Raw genomic sequence first — 15,933 nt, forward strand, 5'->3', positions numbered from 1 at the left:
ACGCCGCCATTCATTGCTTGATACGTTGGTCATGATAACGGCGACCGATCCCGTCAAACCCTACTATCCGAAAAAAAGAGTTCAGGTCTGAAGCTTAGAGGCCATTGTTCAAAGGGGGAGATATCGCTTCTTTTCAGCTTCCGAAGCTCTCTGGTAGATATACCCTTCTTTTACTTTTCCTCGTCAATGCTTTTCGATATAAAGTATTCGTAGTATACGCTATAGATTCGATTGATGCAAGGGCGTGAGGCTTGAACCATAATATATCCCTATCCACATATGAAGTTCCAATTTGAAGCAACTTCACAGAACTCATTGGTATAGTTAGTATATGTAACTTATCTATGTGATCCGGAATCAATCAGTTTTTTCGTCAGCTGTAAAAATGCAGCAGCCGATGGCTTTTCAAACCGCATTGGCTTCGTCACACACCAAAACGGTCTCGTCAATTTCACATCTGCCAGGTCCACTTGCACTAACAGACCATGCTTCAGTTCATGTTGAACGGTTGCAGCGGACACAAAACCAAAGCCAAGACCTGACTGTACGGCATTTTTCACCGCCTGTGTTGTGCTTAAAGCCAAGCAGCGGTTAAGCTCTTTCGTTTGAATCTTTTTAGCCAGATGTTCCTCCACCATCCGTCTCGTGTGCGAGGTCTCTTCTCTAGACACATAGGCATGTCCAAGCAAGTCGCGCGCAAAAACATGGTGTTGATTTGCCCAAGGATGCTTAGGATCGACAATAAGAATGACTTCGTCGTACGCGATCGCTTCGGCGTGAAATGATTTACTCTCAACTTCCCCTTCAACAAATGCCATATCAATCGTCTGCATGTCCAGCATTTGTAAAATGGTGGGCGTGTTATAGATCGCAAGCTGTACGCGATCATGGGTGTGTACATCTTGATAGGCTTGGATCACAGGCGGCAGAACGTACTCACCAAGTGTAAAGGAGGCGCCAATATTCAAGCGGGAAAAAGATGCATCCTTTAAGTGCCCAATCGCCTCTACTGAATTTTGGTATTCGGCGAGCATCGCTTTGGCATGAGGGTACAGTAACTCCCCAGCGTCCGTCAGCGTTAAGCTATTTTTCTCACGTTGAAATAACAAAATGCCATATACATCTTCTAAGGAGCGTATATTTTTTGTCACAGAGGGCTGCGAAATAAAGGCTCGTCGTCCCGCACTGCTTATGCTTCCTTCTTCAACAATGTAACAAAACAATTCAAGCCATTTAATATTCATGCGTACACTTCCTTGAAAGGATTTCTTCAGTATTATGTCATAAAGAGGACGTTCCCATTTGCACTAAACATCATTATATCGCTTTTTTCGTTGTAACCCAGATGGTTCCCCCTATACCCCAAAGTACAACTGCCGATCCGAAACTGGCAATGATCCAAGCAAGCCATATGGAATGGTCAAAAACAACGATTTCATTTGGGGCCACTGTTAATGAGATGAGACCGAGTAAACAAAGAGCCCCACCAGCCCAGTGATAGAGCTTTAAGCGAAATAAAAAAGCTAACGGTATGAAATGAACACCAACAATGATTGCAATACTCGCGGGAATATGTTCAGCTAGGTTAAATTGATTTAGCATAAAGGCGACGATAAAAATAGCAACGCCCTCTAAGGCAAAGACCAAATTAAATACTCGCTGCGTGGTAAGCTGGTCTCCCCGCGAAGTTTTATCTTCTGTTTTTCGTGTCAACTTTTTTGAGGATTTCATTAAATAAATGCCGCCAACCATAAGCAGGATACTTATCATCATCGACAAGAGGAAGACCCATGGTTCACCCCACCCTTGCAGCCCTAACGTTCCCGTATATGCCCAAAGGACCGAAAATACAGCCATAAAGATCATTCCCGTTGCTGCACCTTTTACTTGATCAGCTAAATACATGCTCATCTTACCCTTCCCCCTCATTCACGTCCTTTTAAGTATACAAAAAAAATGCGGTAACGTTGCAAGTCGTTACCGCATTTTTTCTTGACTATTATCGTGCGTGCATCTCGTTAGGCGCAGCGCCTTTTCGATCGCCGCTGTCGTAACCATCAATAAATGCCATTTCCTCAGAGGTCAATTCAAAATTAAACACATCAAAATTTTCTTCAATTCGGGACGGTGTGACGGATTTCGGAATCACAATGGAATTGTTTTGCAGATGCCAACGAAGAACGACCTGTGCATTGGTTTTGCCATGGCGATCTGCAATCTCTTTAAGCTTTTCATCTCTTAGAATATCCCCACCTTGAGCAAGGGGACTCCATGCCTCAATGAAAATATTATGCTTCGCACAAAATTCCTTTAGCTCTTTCTGTACAAGACCAGGATGGCACTCCACCTGATTCAGAACTGGAGTAACATCGCACTCGTCTAGCAAACGCTGCAAGTGCTCAATCTCAAAGTTACAGACACCAATGGCTTTTACTCTGCCATCTTTATAGAGCTTTTCTAATGCCTTGTATGTATCCACATAGTTGTCATATTTTGGCGTAGGCCAATGAATCAAATATAAGTCAATGTACTCCAAGCCTAGACGTTCAAGACTGGCATCAAAAGCTTCAAGAGTTTGGTCATAGCCTTGATCACTGTTCCATACCTTTGTTGTAATGAATAGCTTTTCTCTTGGAATATCAGATTGCTTAATCGCCTTACCTACCCCTACTTCATTTTTATAAATCATCGCTGTATCAATCGATGTATAGCCTACCTCCAGCGCTTTAGAAACTGCGGAAGTCGCTTTATCATCTTCGACTTGCCAAACACCAAAACCTAATTGTGGCATCGACACACCATTATTCAGCGTTACATTTTGCATGCTAACCGCTCCTTCGTCGCTCAATTTTTCACTTGTAGTATGACATATACAAGTCAAAAAAGCGTTTTTTTTGCTTATGAATAAGCAAGACAACCATGTTCACACATTGTGATTACACAAAGTTTAGAAATGAGCAATAACCCCAAAGCATCTCCGCCCTGGGGTTTAATCATTGTTACACTGCAGCTTGAATTTGCCTCGTATACAAGTAGCGGACAATAAGAAAATAAATCACTTGAATCACAAGAAAAGCTACAAGGACTGTTCCCGATTGCACTGTTAAATTCGCTTTAAATCCATTAGCCATCGCTGTTAGGGCGACCGCCCCATGAATGAGGGCAACAGCAATGGGCGCAAAAAAAAGAATCGCCGTTTGCCGTGTAATGACTTTATTCAATTCCTTGTTTGTAAGGCCGATTTTTGCGATTGCCTTAAACTTTTCTTTATCGCTGTCCAGATCTGTATATAGTCTAAAGTACAGAAAGCTGCCAGCAGAAACGAAAAAGACAATGCCGATGAACAAGCCTACGAACAATATGGGACCAAAGGTTTGGCCTAAGGCGTACAATTCATAGTCGACGGCAGCAAAATCTAGTGGTCCTACCTTTTCTTTCAGCTCACCACCGACTTGGATAACATCCTGTTTCTTAGCGTCAGTCGTATTCCATACATACGTCGCATTGCTCTGCACAGGGGTTGGAAGGTGCTGAAACGCCTCATCTGAAACGACAAAATACGGATTCGTTTCAGGAATCACCTTAGAGGCAATGACCGTTTCATCACCGGGCATGAGCGATTGTCCGTTGGTCAGTTCTATTACTGATGCTTGTACCTTTGACACTAGATCATCCTCTGCAAACCTAAGCATGCCTTGAGACGGAGAGTCATAATACGTTACGACCGTCACCTTGTTTGTACCTAGTGTTAAAGGTGATTGTCCTGAAAGCTGAGCAAATTCATTGTACACGGATAACGGGATGATTAATATCGCCCTATTGAGATCTAGCTCATAATAATTCAATTGTGCATATGCAGATTCTGTTTGAATATTGTATCTGTCTAAAGTTTTCTTAATCAGGTCAAGGTTATTATCCTCAGTTGGGCTGTTGATATCGCCGTTCACTTTATAATTAAACGTATAGGGGTTATCCTCTTCAATTCCACCTAAAAGCAAAGACTGCAAGCCATATAGTGTGCCGATGGCAGAGAAAGCGACTGTTGAGATAATCGAGACTAGGAAAAAAGTCCGCGCATTGTCCTTCATACGAAAGGCCAAGTCTGAAAACAGAAGCATAGTTGTTTTTTTCCAAAACAACGATTTCCTACGCTTTAACAGGCGAACCAAAAAGACACTGGCTTGTGTAAAAAATAAATAGGTTCCTATGGTCACAACAAGAACAACAGGTAAGAGCGCCAACACCACAACGGCACCTTGCACATTGACGGAAACGACATATCCACCAGCAAGCAAAAGGACGGCGAGGGTAGCTAGAAAAACTGATGCTTTTGGCTCTCCCTTCGATTGCACATCACCTTTGATCATACGTTGCAACTTGCTTTTTCGAAGCAGAAGGGTAATTGAAAACGAAATGACAAGGAACAGCAAAAGAAAGGAAAGCAGTGTCACTACAATGGCCTCTCTCGGAAAATAAAAGGGCAGTGCTGTCTTTATTGTTATGACGGTTTCAGCTGTCAATAAAATACCTTTCGCGAACAGCAGACCTAAGCCAATTCCTCCAACAGTTGCAAGGAAGCCAATCAGCATATTTTCAAGAAACACCATAGAACGGACTTGCCTCAAGGACATCCCCTGCATAACGAGCAGGCCAAATTCTTTTTTTCGACTCTGTAAAAACGAACCCATAGAGTAAAGCACGAAGAAGAACGAAAACACATAAATGATTCCACCAGAAACAGTCATTCCAGTTTGAGCATGTGAAATGTTCTCAGCAGCGAGCGAAGGGTGAAAGGCAAATATAGCAAACGTGAAAAACACCATCACCGTGAACAAACTGCTTAAAAAATAGGCTGCGTAAATACGCTTGTTGCGGAGCACATTGTTAAACGCGAATTGACGAAAGGTCATGACCGTCGCCCCCCATTAATGACAACGTGTCGAGAATGCTTTGGAAAAAGGCTTGGCGATTGTCCCCCCGGTGAATTTCTGAAAACAAAATGCCATCGCGTATAAACACGACGCGATCGCAGTAGCTTGCCGCTTGTGGATCATGGGTGACGAGCATCGTCGTCGTCTTCTCTGTTTGATTAATATTGGATAGCATTTGCATGACTGTTTTGGAGGATTTTGAATCAAGGTTGCCTGTTGGTTCATCTGCGAGAAGCAATTTTGGCGAATGTATCATTGCTCTCGCCACTGCCACACGTTGTGCTTGTCCCCCCGACACCTCGTAAATTCGTTTGCCCATTAAGTCAGTAATGCCAAGCTTTTCTGCGATCGACTCTGCCTTTTGCTTCATTTCGCGAACCTTTGCACCGTCCAATGTCAAAGGCAGGACGATGTTTTCTTCGATTGTAAGGGTATGAAGAAGATTAAAGTCTTGGAAAACAAACCCAAGCTCACGACGACGAAACTTCGCCAACTCCTCATTCTCTAATTTATGCGGATTCTCCCCACCAATCAGAATCTCTCCAGTGGTCGGTTCATCGATCGTCGCAATCAGATTCAACAATGTCGTTTTCCCACTACCTGATGGTCCCATAATGCCGACAAATTCTCCGGGCTCGGTCGTTAAATCAACGTCTGTTAACGCCCGGTAGGCGACTTTACCTTCATATATCTTACTTACCTTGTTTACTTGTAACATATAATCCTTCCTTTCCTACAAAGCTCCCCTTTACCTTACGCTTCGTCGGCTCTTGCCTCTATCGATTTATCTTTCAATTGCCTTACATCGATGTAAGGTTTTGCGTAGTAGGAAAGACGATGCGAAAGGTTGTCCCTTTTTCTTGTTGTGTATTGACCTCTAATTTGTGGCCTAAATATAGAGCTGCTTGCTTTGAGAGGAACAACCCCATCCCCGTTGACTCTCGAAATCGCCGCCCATTTTCGCCGGTAAAAAAGGCATCAAATACGCGTCTTACATCTGTTTTTGAGATACCTACGCCGTAGTCGCAGACGTCCAAAACCGCTCCATTGCTATTCTCATACAATTTAATGTCTACTCGATTGCTTTTTCCTGCCGAGTATTTGACTGCATTTTCAATAAGCTGAGACAAAATAAATCGGAGCCACTTCTCATCTGACTCGACAATAATGTCTGGACGTGATGCCGTAAAATGGGGATATACTTCGTGGCGAATGAAATACCTTTTGTGCTCTTGATTCACGTCATGAACGAGCCCGGCGACATGTACTGGGGCAACGGCAAAGTCCCGATCTATCGTCCGCAGCCTCGCCATGTAAAGCACCTTGTTCAGCCCAATCTTCATCCGGTCCGTTTCCTCGCGTACATTCGACGATTCCGGCTCGTCCAATTGCTCTGCGGTCAATTCAATAACGGACAAAGGCGTTTTCATATGATGCACCCACATGTCGATGTATTTTAGGTGCTCTTTTTGTTGCTGCTCTGCACGTTTCAACCGCTCCTGATACAGCTTGTATTGACTATGTAAAACCTTAGTAAATGCCTCTGGAACGGGTGCCATATCAAGTTGTTCAAAGGTTTCCTCCAGTGTTTCTAACGGACGACTTAATCGCTCATAATACCGCTTTTGACTGGCATAGCGATACACCAGGTAACAGCCTAAAAAAAAGACATTGATCAGAAATGCATAATTGAGGATGGCAAACGAATCTGTATTCCCGTCCATCCAATACAAATAAAGAAAGACCACGGCTTGAAGCACTTGAAGCACAACCAAAAAAATATGCTCCTTTAAGAAAATCTTCACTTACGTATCACCCTTTCCTGCCCATGTGACATGTAATCGATACCCCGCCCCTCTCACAGTTTCAACAATATCGTTAAGCCCAAGCTCAGCAAATTTCTTCCGCACACGCGTGATGTTGACATTTAATGTATTCTCATCGACATACGCTTCCACATCCCAAAGTTTTTCAAGCAAGTCTTCCCTGCTAGTCACTCTAGGAAAACGGTCCATAAGACGTTCAATCGTATCCGCTTCTTTTTTTGTTAAGGAGACTGTTTTTTCTGCAAAGTTAAGCTCTAATCGTTCTGGGTAAAGAACAAGTCCATGCTGTTCGATGACTTGTTCAGTTGACTTTGCAGCATATTCCCCATAGGCACGACGCAAATGACTGCGGATTTTCGCCATCACGACTTCTGCATGAAAGGGTTTCGTAATAAAATCATCTGCGCCATTTTCCAGCGCCAAAATTTGGTCCATTTCACCCGTTCGCGCCGAAATAAACAACACCGGACAAATCGACTCATTCCGAATTTGGCGACACCAGTAATACCCATCAAAGCGCGGCAAATTAATGTCCAGCAAGACAATGTCAGGCTTGAGCTTATGAAAATCACCCATGATGTCAGCAAAGTCTGTGACCACAAAAACATGATGATCGTATTTATGCAATTGTTGTTGAAGCAGTGTTGCAATTTTAGGATCGTCCTCAACGATCATAATTTGTGCCATACCTAATGTCTCCATTTCATTTGGTCCTTATGTACATAGTTAACGATCATAAAATCCGTAGTGACCAATTGCGCTTTTCAATACACTGGCCTCATGATTCATAAATGCTTCATTCGTAATATACGTTAAAAAGAACCTTCACTCATTTTATGAAGAAGCAGCTAACACACCCTTTTGGACAAATTATGTCCGGCATGACTTGTAAAGGAACTGACCGTTCTCCATACCAATTACATCATAACAGTCTTTTGGTTTAAAGTGGATGTTCTCCCGTCCATACTGAAAGATAGAAGAACATTGTGGGCTATGGTTGAATAGGAGGAATGAAAAGATGTGTGGGCGTTTTACACTTACTGCTTCAAACGAGGAAATTGCCGAAACGTTTCAAGTAACCATCCCAGCGGAGAATTGGGCAAGATACAATATCGCCCCAACGCAAAACGTGCTTGCCATTGTAGGTGATGCTAATGGACGTAAAAAAGCAGGTTATTTGCGTTGGGGGCTTGTGCCATCGTGGGCAAAGGACGTCAACATTGGCCATAAACTCATTAATGCACGTGCTGAAACGCTAGCTGAAAAACCAGCTTTTAAGCGGTTACTCCCCCGACGTCGTTGTTTGATTCCTGCAAACTCCTTTTATGAATGGACCCGGCAAGGCGACGCAAAACAACCGTATCGAATTGCACTGGAGAAGGAAAACGTCTTTGCCTTCGCTGGTTTATGGGACCGCTGGACAGACGGCAAGGAAGAGATCGTTTCCTGTGTAATTGTCACTACAGCGCCTAATGGATTCATGTCTCCCTTGCATGATCGCATGCCCGTCATTCTCTCCGAAAACACCCAACAGCTGTGGCTCGATGCCAAAGAGAAAGACCCCTCTTTGTTGACATCAATTTTGGTGCCTTATGTTCATAAGATGAAGGCATATGCTGTATCAAAAGCTGTCAACTCTCCCAAAAATGAAGATGCTTCTGTGGTTGAGCCCATATAACCAAAGCATTACAAATCTCAACTTTTGCAACGCAAAAATAACTCCATGCACCATTCCACTATCTACGCAACACCTTCACAACGACGATCTGATTTTTGTAGCCTGCCTCCCTTAAACAACGACGGACAAAAATGGAGCTGAAGACGCTAAAAAGAATGGCAACCATATCGTAGTGTACGATGTTTTTCGCGGAATAATAGCACACGGTGGCGCCAATGATGTCTGACCAAAACACTTCTCTGGCAAATCCTTTGCGCGCATACACGTCTACAAAATGCCATTCTGATGTATGTGCCATCGTTCAATGCCTCCTAGAGGTTTTTTAGAAGTCTATGACTCTTTCTCGCTGGAAAAACGTTGTCCACACATTGGTCAAGCCATTATTGACAATCGGATCATTTACTTATAAAATTTACTTACCGGTAAGTAAAAAAGGAGAAAAGCCCATGCAAAAAAAAGAACTCACCTCTCAGCAGATTATTGACGTGGCTTTTGGCCTCTTTGCAAAACATGGCATTGACCGGACGAGCTTGGCGATGATCGCGAAAGAAATCGGCATTTCAAAACCAGCCATATATTATCATTTCGATTCAAAGGAAGCATTAATTCAGGCGATCTTTGAAATCGTTTTTCGTGATTACAAGTTTGAAAATGATTTCGACCTTGAAGCGTTTACGAAGGATAATTTCGCCTCCCTTCTTTTTGAGAGTGGGATGAAAACGTTGCCGGACGATGCTCCAGAGCATCAGGTGATGTACCGGGTTCTTATGGAATTCGTGGTGCTCTCAGGTCGAGATGCTACTTATGCAGAACGACTAAAAACGATGCAGTTGGATTATATAAAAGGCTTTCAATCACTTATTACAAAGGGAATCGCGTTAGGCGTTTGTAAACCCGAGCATACTGAAGCAAGTGCTCAATCACTTGCCCTACTGCTTGATAATCTGTCAAGCTACCGTTTTATGGGAATCGCAGTGGACGCTGAGCTCGTTTGGCGTTTGGCGGTTAATCATGTCTTGTTGAGAGAGGATGTATAAGCATGACTCATGTAGGTCTATCAAAGGCAGGAAAAGTTGCCTTTTTCATAGGTCCTCTTGTTCTGTGTGGGATCTTGGGCTGGTTCTTGCCAGTGCTCCTTTATTGGGCAATGACGATAGAGTGGCTGCCACTCCCAGGTTGGCTTGAAAAACTGTCTTTGTTAAAAGGGTTCTGGGTCCCATTTGCCACAACGGCTCTAGGTCTAATCGCAGGTGCTTGGCTCGCGGATGTGATAAAAAAAGAAACCTTAGACGTTGTTCTGACAGATTGTAAGGTGGAGGCAACGTTAAACAGAGAAAAAACGATTTTTATAAAAAAGGATATACAGTATGTTTTTCTCAACCACTCCAACTTAGTGATCGTAGGGTTCACTGGTCGTGAATGGCTACACGCAGAACACGCCTCTACAAAAAAACGTGTACGTGATGCTTTCATTTCTCATGGCTACCCTTGGATTGATACAGACCCCTTCCAGAACGATTATCGTCTCTGGGTGCCTGATACAACTGAATTGCCTCCGAGTGCAAACGCGATTTTGACAGAAAGAGCTAAAGCAATGAAAAAGGACAAAACGAAGGATGTCAAACTACTCAAACGCGAGGTTGAAAAACTGGGGGTGACCGTTCAAAACAAAGAAAAACATCAGTACTGGCGCTTGCACAAAGAAGTATAACGATCTAACCGTAATGAAAGGATGTCTTCCATATGTTTCGTTTTTTTCTCGTATTTCTCTTTACTTTCACCTTTACTTTAGGGCTTAACTATTTTGGTGCTAGCTATTTTGGCGATTTGTTAACATGCGTTAGAGTGTCCCTTAGTACGATGTTTTTCGTGGCAGGAATGGCCCACTTTGGCAAGCACCGTGCTCAGCTCATCCAGATGATTCCCCCCAGCTTTCCGAAAGCAGAAAAGATTGTTTTTTTCGCAGGAGTTCTCCTCATCGCAGGGGCGATTGGCATGGTAATTCCAATCACTCAAATATGGGCTGCGGCATGCTTAGCCATACTTGTCGTTAGCTTTTTGCCAGCCAATATACGCGCAGCTGAGTTAAAACTATTGTTTCTGGGGAAGCCGTCTCCATCCCTTCTTACGACCACTTTGTTCCTTTTGGTGCTTTGCTTTCTATTGCTAATTGTCGCTTAATTCTATGTATGAATGAAAAGAGTAGTGAACTCCCGACGATAGATCCTATTTTTCTCGTATGTTCATAAGGAAGGCAGCTCTCGTATTTGAATAACCTCCATGGACGAGTGATTAATGACTAACAATTCATACTATTAACTTCAATTTCCTTCTTATGGTTCTTTTAAAACCCCGCTCTGAAATGAATAATGAACACATTCTGTAAAATTTACTGAATACAGCAGAAGTTGTTTTGAAATGCTCAATTCAACTATTTCACCTTGCTTCCACTCAAGTACAGCTAGCGTTGAAGGTGATTTTGCACGTTGCCAGAATCACAAACAAACCTGAAGTCCACACTTCAATCTACATTAGATGATGTAACTTTGCATGAAACGATGCGCTTACTTTTCTTGTTTGCTGAAGCAACACAGCTAACTCACTTTTCCATTTTCCCCATTATACGAGACCAATAAAAAATAAAAACAATTTTCGCAGAAACAAACATCAGCGTAGTCAAAATACGTAGACTCCTGCGGGAACAGCGCGAGCTGAAGATCCCGCAGGAAAGCTTGCTTTCCGAGGAAGCTGAAGCCGTGCCCGCGGAAAGCGGAGTATTTTGATGAAGCGGTCGTGTTTTCTTTGCACCCTAAAGGGCACAAGGTACAACATCGATTCGAAATGACCTCATCGTGTTTTTTTGCCGCTAGTTATTTAAAACGTAGAGATCCGCTTAGTTATTATAAAGGCGATTTTAGAAAATACAGGATTATGAGCATTTGCACCTTTAAATTCCCTCAATATTCAAGATGTCAAACCATCTATCTCATCTTGCTTTCACGCAGCCATAGTCAGCGTTGAAGAGGGTTTTTGCACCGCGAAAGTTTTGTTATGTAAATCAAAAACAGCTAGCACGTAAACGTGTTAGCTACTCTTGATCGGTATAATACATTAATGCGAGGGCACCAGGTCCTGTGTGTGCCGTAACAACTGCCGTCGTGTCAACAATGAACATTTCTGCCGAAGTCACAGTAAGCAGTTTTTCCTTTAACGTTTGAGCCAAAGCCTCTGCATCTGCATGGGCAATCGCTATTCTGCGCGTCACACGACCCTTTGTTTCCTCTTCAAATGTTTGCATAAATTGTTTCATCACCTGAGAATGTGTACGCACAGAGTTGATCGGACTCAATGTGCCTTCTTCAAGTCGAGCTACAGGCTTTCGCTTTAACAAAGAACCTATAAGCGCTTTGACTCGGCCAATGCGTCCACCCTTTTTCAAATATTCAAGCGTATCCACCATAATCATAAGTGTGGTTGAGGCTCTAACTTCGTTTAGTCGAGTTACGATCGAAGCCATAGAGTAATTTTCAGCTGCCATTTTTGCTGCTTCTAACACCTGAAATCCTAGAGCGCTTGATGTATACAACGAATCCACGACCGTTACATCGGCGTCGACCTGTGAGGCAGCCGTCCTTGCTGATTCAACCGTCCCACTCATGCCGCCCGTCATATGAATCGAAAGCACCTGATGTCCTTTTTTGGCTAATTCTTCATAGATTGAAACAAACTGACCCACTGCGGGCTGAGATGTCTTTGGTAAGTCCTCTGATTGCTTTAATTTTAATAAAAACTCATGTGCACTAATATCCACACGGTCGGTATATGATGTATTGTCGAGGGTAATCGTTAGCGGAACGACATGGACCTCATACATTTCTAATAAATGGTCTGGTAAGTCTAACGTTGAGTCAGTGACAATCGAAATAGGCTGCATAGTAGCTCCTCTCAAATCTAGGTCTTTAGCTCTACAGATAGAATGACCTTAAGCGTACTGTTTGAACATCGTTTTGTAAACTGTTTCATTTAGTGTTTCGGATGTCGAAGGACTTGCCTGACACAGCTTCGTCACAATACGAAAAGAACCGCAATCTGTCGGTTCACAGATTGCGATTTTTTTAAACGCCGTCTGTCTCATTGGCAGCCTTTTCTGCAGCTGTTGCGAGGGAGAGGTCTTTGTCGGTCACCTTGTCCTCATCATGTGTTCTCAGGCGCAAGGTTACTTTGTCGTACTGAATGAGTATTTCCGGATGATGATTGACATCTTCTGCAATCGAGGCGACATTTTTTACAAAAGCGATTGACGTTAGGAAACTCTGACAAGAAAAGGTTTTTTCAATGCGATCAGCACCTGCTTCATATGTCCATCCTGGCATGCCCGCTAGCGTGTCTGCTAATTCGTCCTTTTTCATGGTGGTACCTGCCTCCTTTTGGTTGGTATCCCCTCTGCTCAAGATTTAAAACCAGATGAAGGGAATTGTTTGATATGTTAGACTATAATGGAGTTTAGCTGAGAGGAGACGAGATGAGATGAGTGAAGGAATGAAATTAGAGGATGTTGTTTGCATAGGGCGAACGCATGGAGAATACTTGGCATTGTTTGATTTGGCATCAGAACGTTTAAAAGGCCTACGCGTGCTTGATTGTCCAGCAGGTGTCTGCTCGTTTACAGCGGATGCTTGCCAACATGGAGTTGATGCTGTCGCAAGTGATCGCGCGTATGCATTTGATGCCTCTGCGCTTTATGAAAAAGGAACGCAAGACATCGTTACAACGATGAAAGCACTGGAACCGATACAGGATCGGTATGTATGGAGCACCTATCAGACAATCGAAGGGCTCACCGCCTTTAGGCGAGAAGCACTTGAAAAATCAACAGCACATCGTAAGCGTTCACCAGAGCGCTACGTGGAAGCAAGTTTGCCCCAGCTTCCTTTTACGGACAGCAGCTTTGATCTTGTGTTGTCGGCGAATTTTCTATTTTTATATGAAGAGCATTTTGATGAAGCCTTTCATGTTCAAGCGTTGCAAGAGCTGATTCGCGTGAGTTCTCGGGAAGTTCGCGTTTATCCAATCGTTGGGCTTAACGGCAAACCATCAATACATTTGGACGCCTGTATCCGTTTGGCAGAGGCGCAAGGGTGCCGAGTCACTCAAGCGGATGTCCCCTATGAATTTTTAAAAGGGGCCTCACGTATGCTTCTTGTTGAAAAATAAATCACAAGTCAGCACCCCTGTATATACTGAGCCAGGGGTGTTTTTTTCACTCTTATTTATTCACTTAATCAGGGGGATAACCAGGTACGTGAATACACCGTCAAGAATTTGAAAACACATCACAAGGAGGGAATTGGTCTATGATTTCCAATACCAGAAAAGTAATGGGCTCATTCCTTAAATCACGAAGAGAACGTTTATCCCCTAAGGATGTAAACCTCCCTATACCACAGGGACAAAGACGAACACCTGGACTACGACGTGAGGAAGTAGCTCTCCTGGCTGGTGTGAGCGTGACCTACTATACTTGGCTTGAGCAAGGTCGAGAGCTGACACCATCAAGAAGTGTTATTGATAGCATCGCACGTGCATTACAGCTATCCCCAGACGAAGAGCAACATTTAATTCAGCTTTGGGACTCTCATACATCTGAAACACCTGACCAAGAGTTGGCTATGTCCTTTTCGCAGATGCAAAAGATGATCGACCAACTTGAAGATCCAGCGCATATCACAAATGAAAGAACGGAAATTCTCGCTTGGAACAAGGCGGCAAAAGAAAAGCTGACCGACTTTTCCGCCATCCCCATCCAAGAGCGTTACTTCATTGAGTTATTAATGGAAGACGATGTCTTGCGCCGTCGTATCCTAAACATTGAGGAATTCACAAGCTATTCAGTTGCGGTCTTCCGTACATATTATGACAAGCACCGTGATGATCCGTGGTTTGACGAAACAGTCAATCATTTAATCCAAAGCAATACTGAATTTGAACGATTATGGAAGCAATACGATGTCCAGGGTAAGAAAGTGAACAGACTGACTTTACAGATGGACGATACGAATTCCCTCACGACATATGACATGCATTCACTCGTCAACATGCCTGGAAACGCAAATGTTCACATCTGTATCTACACACCCGTTTCGGACCAAATAGTTGCTGACGGGTAATTTTTTTACTAGTAAAAGCATTGTGTGGCTGGCCTCATCGATGTGATTTAGACTAAATATAACGTTTAAGTGTATAGAAATGAGGAGTCCATGATGCTTGCAAAACGAAAGCTTGGTAATGAAGGTCTTGAAGTTTCTGCCCTCGGTCTCGGAACGATGCTGATGCCTGATAACGAGGAGTCTGTTCGCACAATTCATGGAGCGTTGGATCTTGGAGTGACGATGTTTGATACAGCTGATCTTTATGGCGACTTTTTGCTTGGACAGTTTGGAGGCAATGAAAAACTTGTCGGTCGTGCCATAAAAGGTCGACGAGATGAGGCCATTATTGCCACAAAGTTTGGTGTAACGCATAGTCAAGGACCAAAAGGGGATCCAGCTTATATTAAAAAATCGGTAGACGCCAGCCTCTATAGTCTAGGCATTGATTATATCGACCTCTACTATCAACACCGGCCAGATCCGAACACCCCTATCGAGGAAACGATCGGTACATTAGCTGACCTCGTGAAGCAAGGTAAGATTCGGTATATTGGGTTGTCAGAAGCTCCTGCTGACCTCATTCGTCGCGCGCATACCGTCCACCCGATTACTGCGGTCGAAACTGAGTATTCGCTTTGGAGCAGGGAAGTTGAGGATGAAGTCATTCCTGTACTGAACGAGCTAGGGATTGGTTTAGTCCCTTATAGCCCTCTTGGTCGTGGCTTTCTAACCGGTCAAATCAAGACGTTTGAGGATCTACCTTTGGACGATTATCGCCGTCATTTTCCAAGGTTTCAAGGTGAAAATTTCGCTAAAAACCTCAACGTTGTTTCTTTGATTGAAGACTTGGCTCATCAAAAAGGGTGTACGGCAGCGCAACTAAGCTTGGCTTGGCTCCTTTCAAGAGGCGAGCACATTGTCCCTATTCCAGGAACCAAACACTTGGATCGTCTAAAAGAAAACATCGGTGCGTTGGACGTGACGTTATCGGCTGGTGATTTGGAAGAGATTGAACGGATCTCTCCTAAAGGCATTGCTGCGGGAAGTCGCTTTGGCGCCATCTAGAAAAGAAAAGACCTCTTCTGTGAACAGTGAAGGGGTCTTTTTTAACCGCTTCGTCAAAATACTTCGCTTTCACCCTAAAGGGCACAAGCGCAACATCGACTCGAAAAGACCTCGTCGTGTTTTCTTTGCCGCCGGGCACGGCTTCAGCTTCCTCGGAAAGCAAAAGCTTTCCTCCGGGATCTTCAGCTCGCGCTGTTCCACCCTAAAGGGTACAAGTGCAACATCGACTCAAAAAGACTTCGTCGTGTTTTCTTTGCCGTAAGAGTCTACGTATTTTGACTACG

Annotated in this window: 18 protein-coding genes and 1 other annotated feature (1 of these 19 cut by a window edge); of the genes, 8 read left to right on the forward strand and 10 right to left on the reverse strand. The window is 43.6% G+C overall.

The genetic code is table 11. The annotated features are described in order from the left end of the window. Nucleotides 1–196 (reverse strand) — a binding site (T-box leader); it reaches 72 nt to the left of the window's first position. 142 nt (nt 197–338) lie between these two features. The 7 genes from EV213_RS00310 to EV213_RS00340 form a co-directional block, all read right to left on the reverse strand. Next, nucleotides 339–1,244, reverse strand: a complete 906-nt coding sequence (locus EV213_RS00310) for a LysR family transcriptional regulator (protein ID WP_133578479.1) — start codon at nt 1,242–1,244, stop codon at nt 339–341. 73 nt (nt 1,245–1,317) lie between these two features. Beyond that, the gene (locus EV213_RS00315; protein WP_133578480.1) at nt 1,318–1,911 is read right to left on the reverse strand and encodes a DUF7010 family protein; all 594 of its coding nucleotides are present in this window, start codon (nt 1,909–1,911) and stop codon (nt 1,318–1,320) included. Between the two features lie 88 nt (nt 1,912–1,999). Next, entirely contained in the window at nt 2,000–2,824 is an 825-nt protein-coding gene (locus tag EV213_RS00320) for an aldo/keto reductase (RefSeq protein ID WP_133578481.1), read from the reverse strand. A 175-nt stretch (nt 2,825–2,999) separates the two neighbouring features. Then, entirely contained in the window at nt 3,000–4,910 is a 1,911-nt protein-coding gene (locus tag EV213_RS00325) for an FtsX-like permease family protein (protein ID WP_133578482.1), read from the reverse strand. Then, a complete protein-coding gene (locus EV213_RS00330) occupies nt 4,885–5,649 on the reverse strand; it encodes an ABC transporter ATP-binding protein (protein ID WP_133578483.1) in 765 nt (254 codons plus the stop codon). The genes EV213_RS00325 and EV213_RS00330 overlap by 26 nt, the downstream gene beginning before the upstream one ends. 82 nt (nt 5,650–5,731) lie before the next feature. After that, nucleotides 5,732–6,736 carry a sensor histidine kinase gene (locus EV213_RS00335; protein ID WP_133578484.1) on the reverse strand — a complete coding sequence of 335 codons (1,005 nt, stop codon included), beginning with the start codon at nt 6,734–6,736 and terminating at the stop codon, nt 5,732–5,734. Beyond that, entirely contained in the window at nt 6,737–7,444 is a 708-nt protein-coding gene (locus tag EV213_RS00340; RefSeq protein WP_133578485.1) for a response regulator transcription factor, read from the reverse strand. A 331-nt stretch (nt 7,445–7,775) separates the two neighbouring features. Between EV213_RS00340 and EV213_RS00345 the strand changes: the two genes are divergently transcribed. Then, on the forward strand, nt 7,776–8,435 hold the full coding sequence (locus EV213_RS00345) for an SOS response-associated peptidase (RefSeq protein WP_133578486.1): 660 nt from the start codon (nt 7,776–7,778) through the stop codon (nt 8,433–8,435). 58 nt (nt 8,436–8,493) lie between these two features. Here EV213_RS00345 and EV213_RS00350 read toward each other — a convergent pair whose 3' ends face one another. Beyond that, nucleotides 8,494–8,733, reverse strand: a complete 240-nt coding sequence (locus tag EV213_RS00350; RefSeq protein WP_133578487.1) for a hypothetical protein — start codon at nt 8,731–8,733, stop codon at nt 8,494–8,496. Nucleotides 8,734–8,881: 148 nt separating this feature from the next. Here EV213_RS00350 and EV213_RS00355 point away from each other — a divergent pair, with 148 nt between their 5' ends. The 3 genes from EV213_RS00355 to EV213_RS00365 are packed head-to-tail and all read left to right on the forward strand — an operon-like array spanning nt 8,882 to nt 10,616. After that, complete coding sequence (locus tag EV213_RS00355) at nt 8,882–9,472, forward strand: TetR/AcrR family transcriptional regulator (protein ID WP_166639098.1); 591 nt, start codon at nt 8,882–8,884, stop codon at nt 9,470–9,472. A 2-nt stretch (nt 9,473–9,474) separates the two neighbouring features. Then, on the forward strand, nt 9,475–10,146 hold the full coding sequence (locus EV213_RS00360) for a YqeB family protein (RefSeq protein ID WP_133578489.1): 672 nt from the start codon (nt 9,475–9,477) through the stop codon (nt 10,144–10,146). 32 nt (nt 10,147–10,178) lie between these two features. Continuing rightward, entirely contained in the window at nt 10,179–10,616 is a 438-nt protein-coding gene (locus EV213_RS00365; RefSeq protein WP_133578490.1) for a DoxX family protein, read from the forward strand. 907 nt (nt 10,617–11,523) lie between these two features. Here the strand turns inward: EV213_RS00365 and EV213_RS00370 are convergent. Beyond that, nucleotides 11,524–12,369 (reverse strand): DegV family protein, encoded by an 846-nt coding sequence (locus EV213_RS00370; protein ID WP_133578491.1) that lies wholly within the window; start codon nt 12,367–12,369, stop codon nt 11,524–11,526. Between the two features lie 181 nt (nt 12,370–12,550). Continuing rightward, nucleotides 12,551–12,844: a 4a-hydroxytetrahydrobiopterin dehydratase gene (locus EV213_RS00375; protein WP_133578492.1), complete on the reverse strand. Its 294-nt coding sequence runs from the start codon at nt 12,842–12,844 to the stop codon at nt 12,551–12,553. Between the two features lie 118 nt (nt 12,845–12,962). On the opposite strand from EV213_RS00375, the gene EV213_RS00380 reads away from it, so the two are divergent. The 4 genes from EV213_RS00380 (at nt 12,963) to EV213_RS00395 (ending at nt 15,911) form a co-directional block, all read left to right on the forward strand. Beyond that, a complete protein-coding gene (locus EV213_RS00380) occupies nt 12,963–13,649 on the forward strand; it encodes a methyltransferase domain-containing protein (RefSeq protein WP_133578493.1) in 687 nt (228 codons plus the stop codon). Nucleotides 13,650–13,789: 140 nt separating this feature from the next. Next, complete coding sequence (locus EV213_RS00385; RefSeq protein ID WP_133578494.1) at nt 13,790–14,602, forward strand: helix-turn-helix transcriptional regulator; 813 nt, start codon at nt 13,790–13,792, stop codon at nt 14,600–14,602. Nucleotides 14,603–14,692: 90 nt separating this feature from the next. After that, nucleotides 14,693–15,649, forward strand: a complete 957-nt coding sequence (locus tag EV213_RS00390; protein WP_243739933.1) for an aldo/keto reductase — start codon at nt 14,693–14,695, stop codon at nt 15,647–15,649. Continuing rightward, a complete protein-coding gene (locus EV213_RS00395) occupies nt 15,636–15,911 on the forward strand; it encodes a hypothetical protein (RefSeq protein ID WP_133578496.1) in 276 nt (91 codons plus the stop codon). The genes EV213_RS00390 and EV213_RS00395 overlap by 14 nt, the downstream gene beginning before the upstream one ends. Nucleotides 15,912–15,933 lie beyond the last annotated feature (22 nt).

The organism is Aureibacillus halotolerans (genome assembly GCF_004363045.1).
GTDB lineage: Bacteria > Bacillota > Bacilli > Bacillales > DSM-28697 > Aureibacillus > Aureibacillus halotolerans.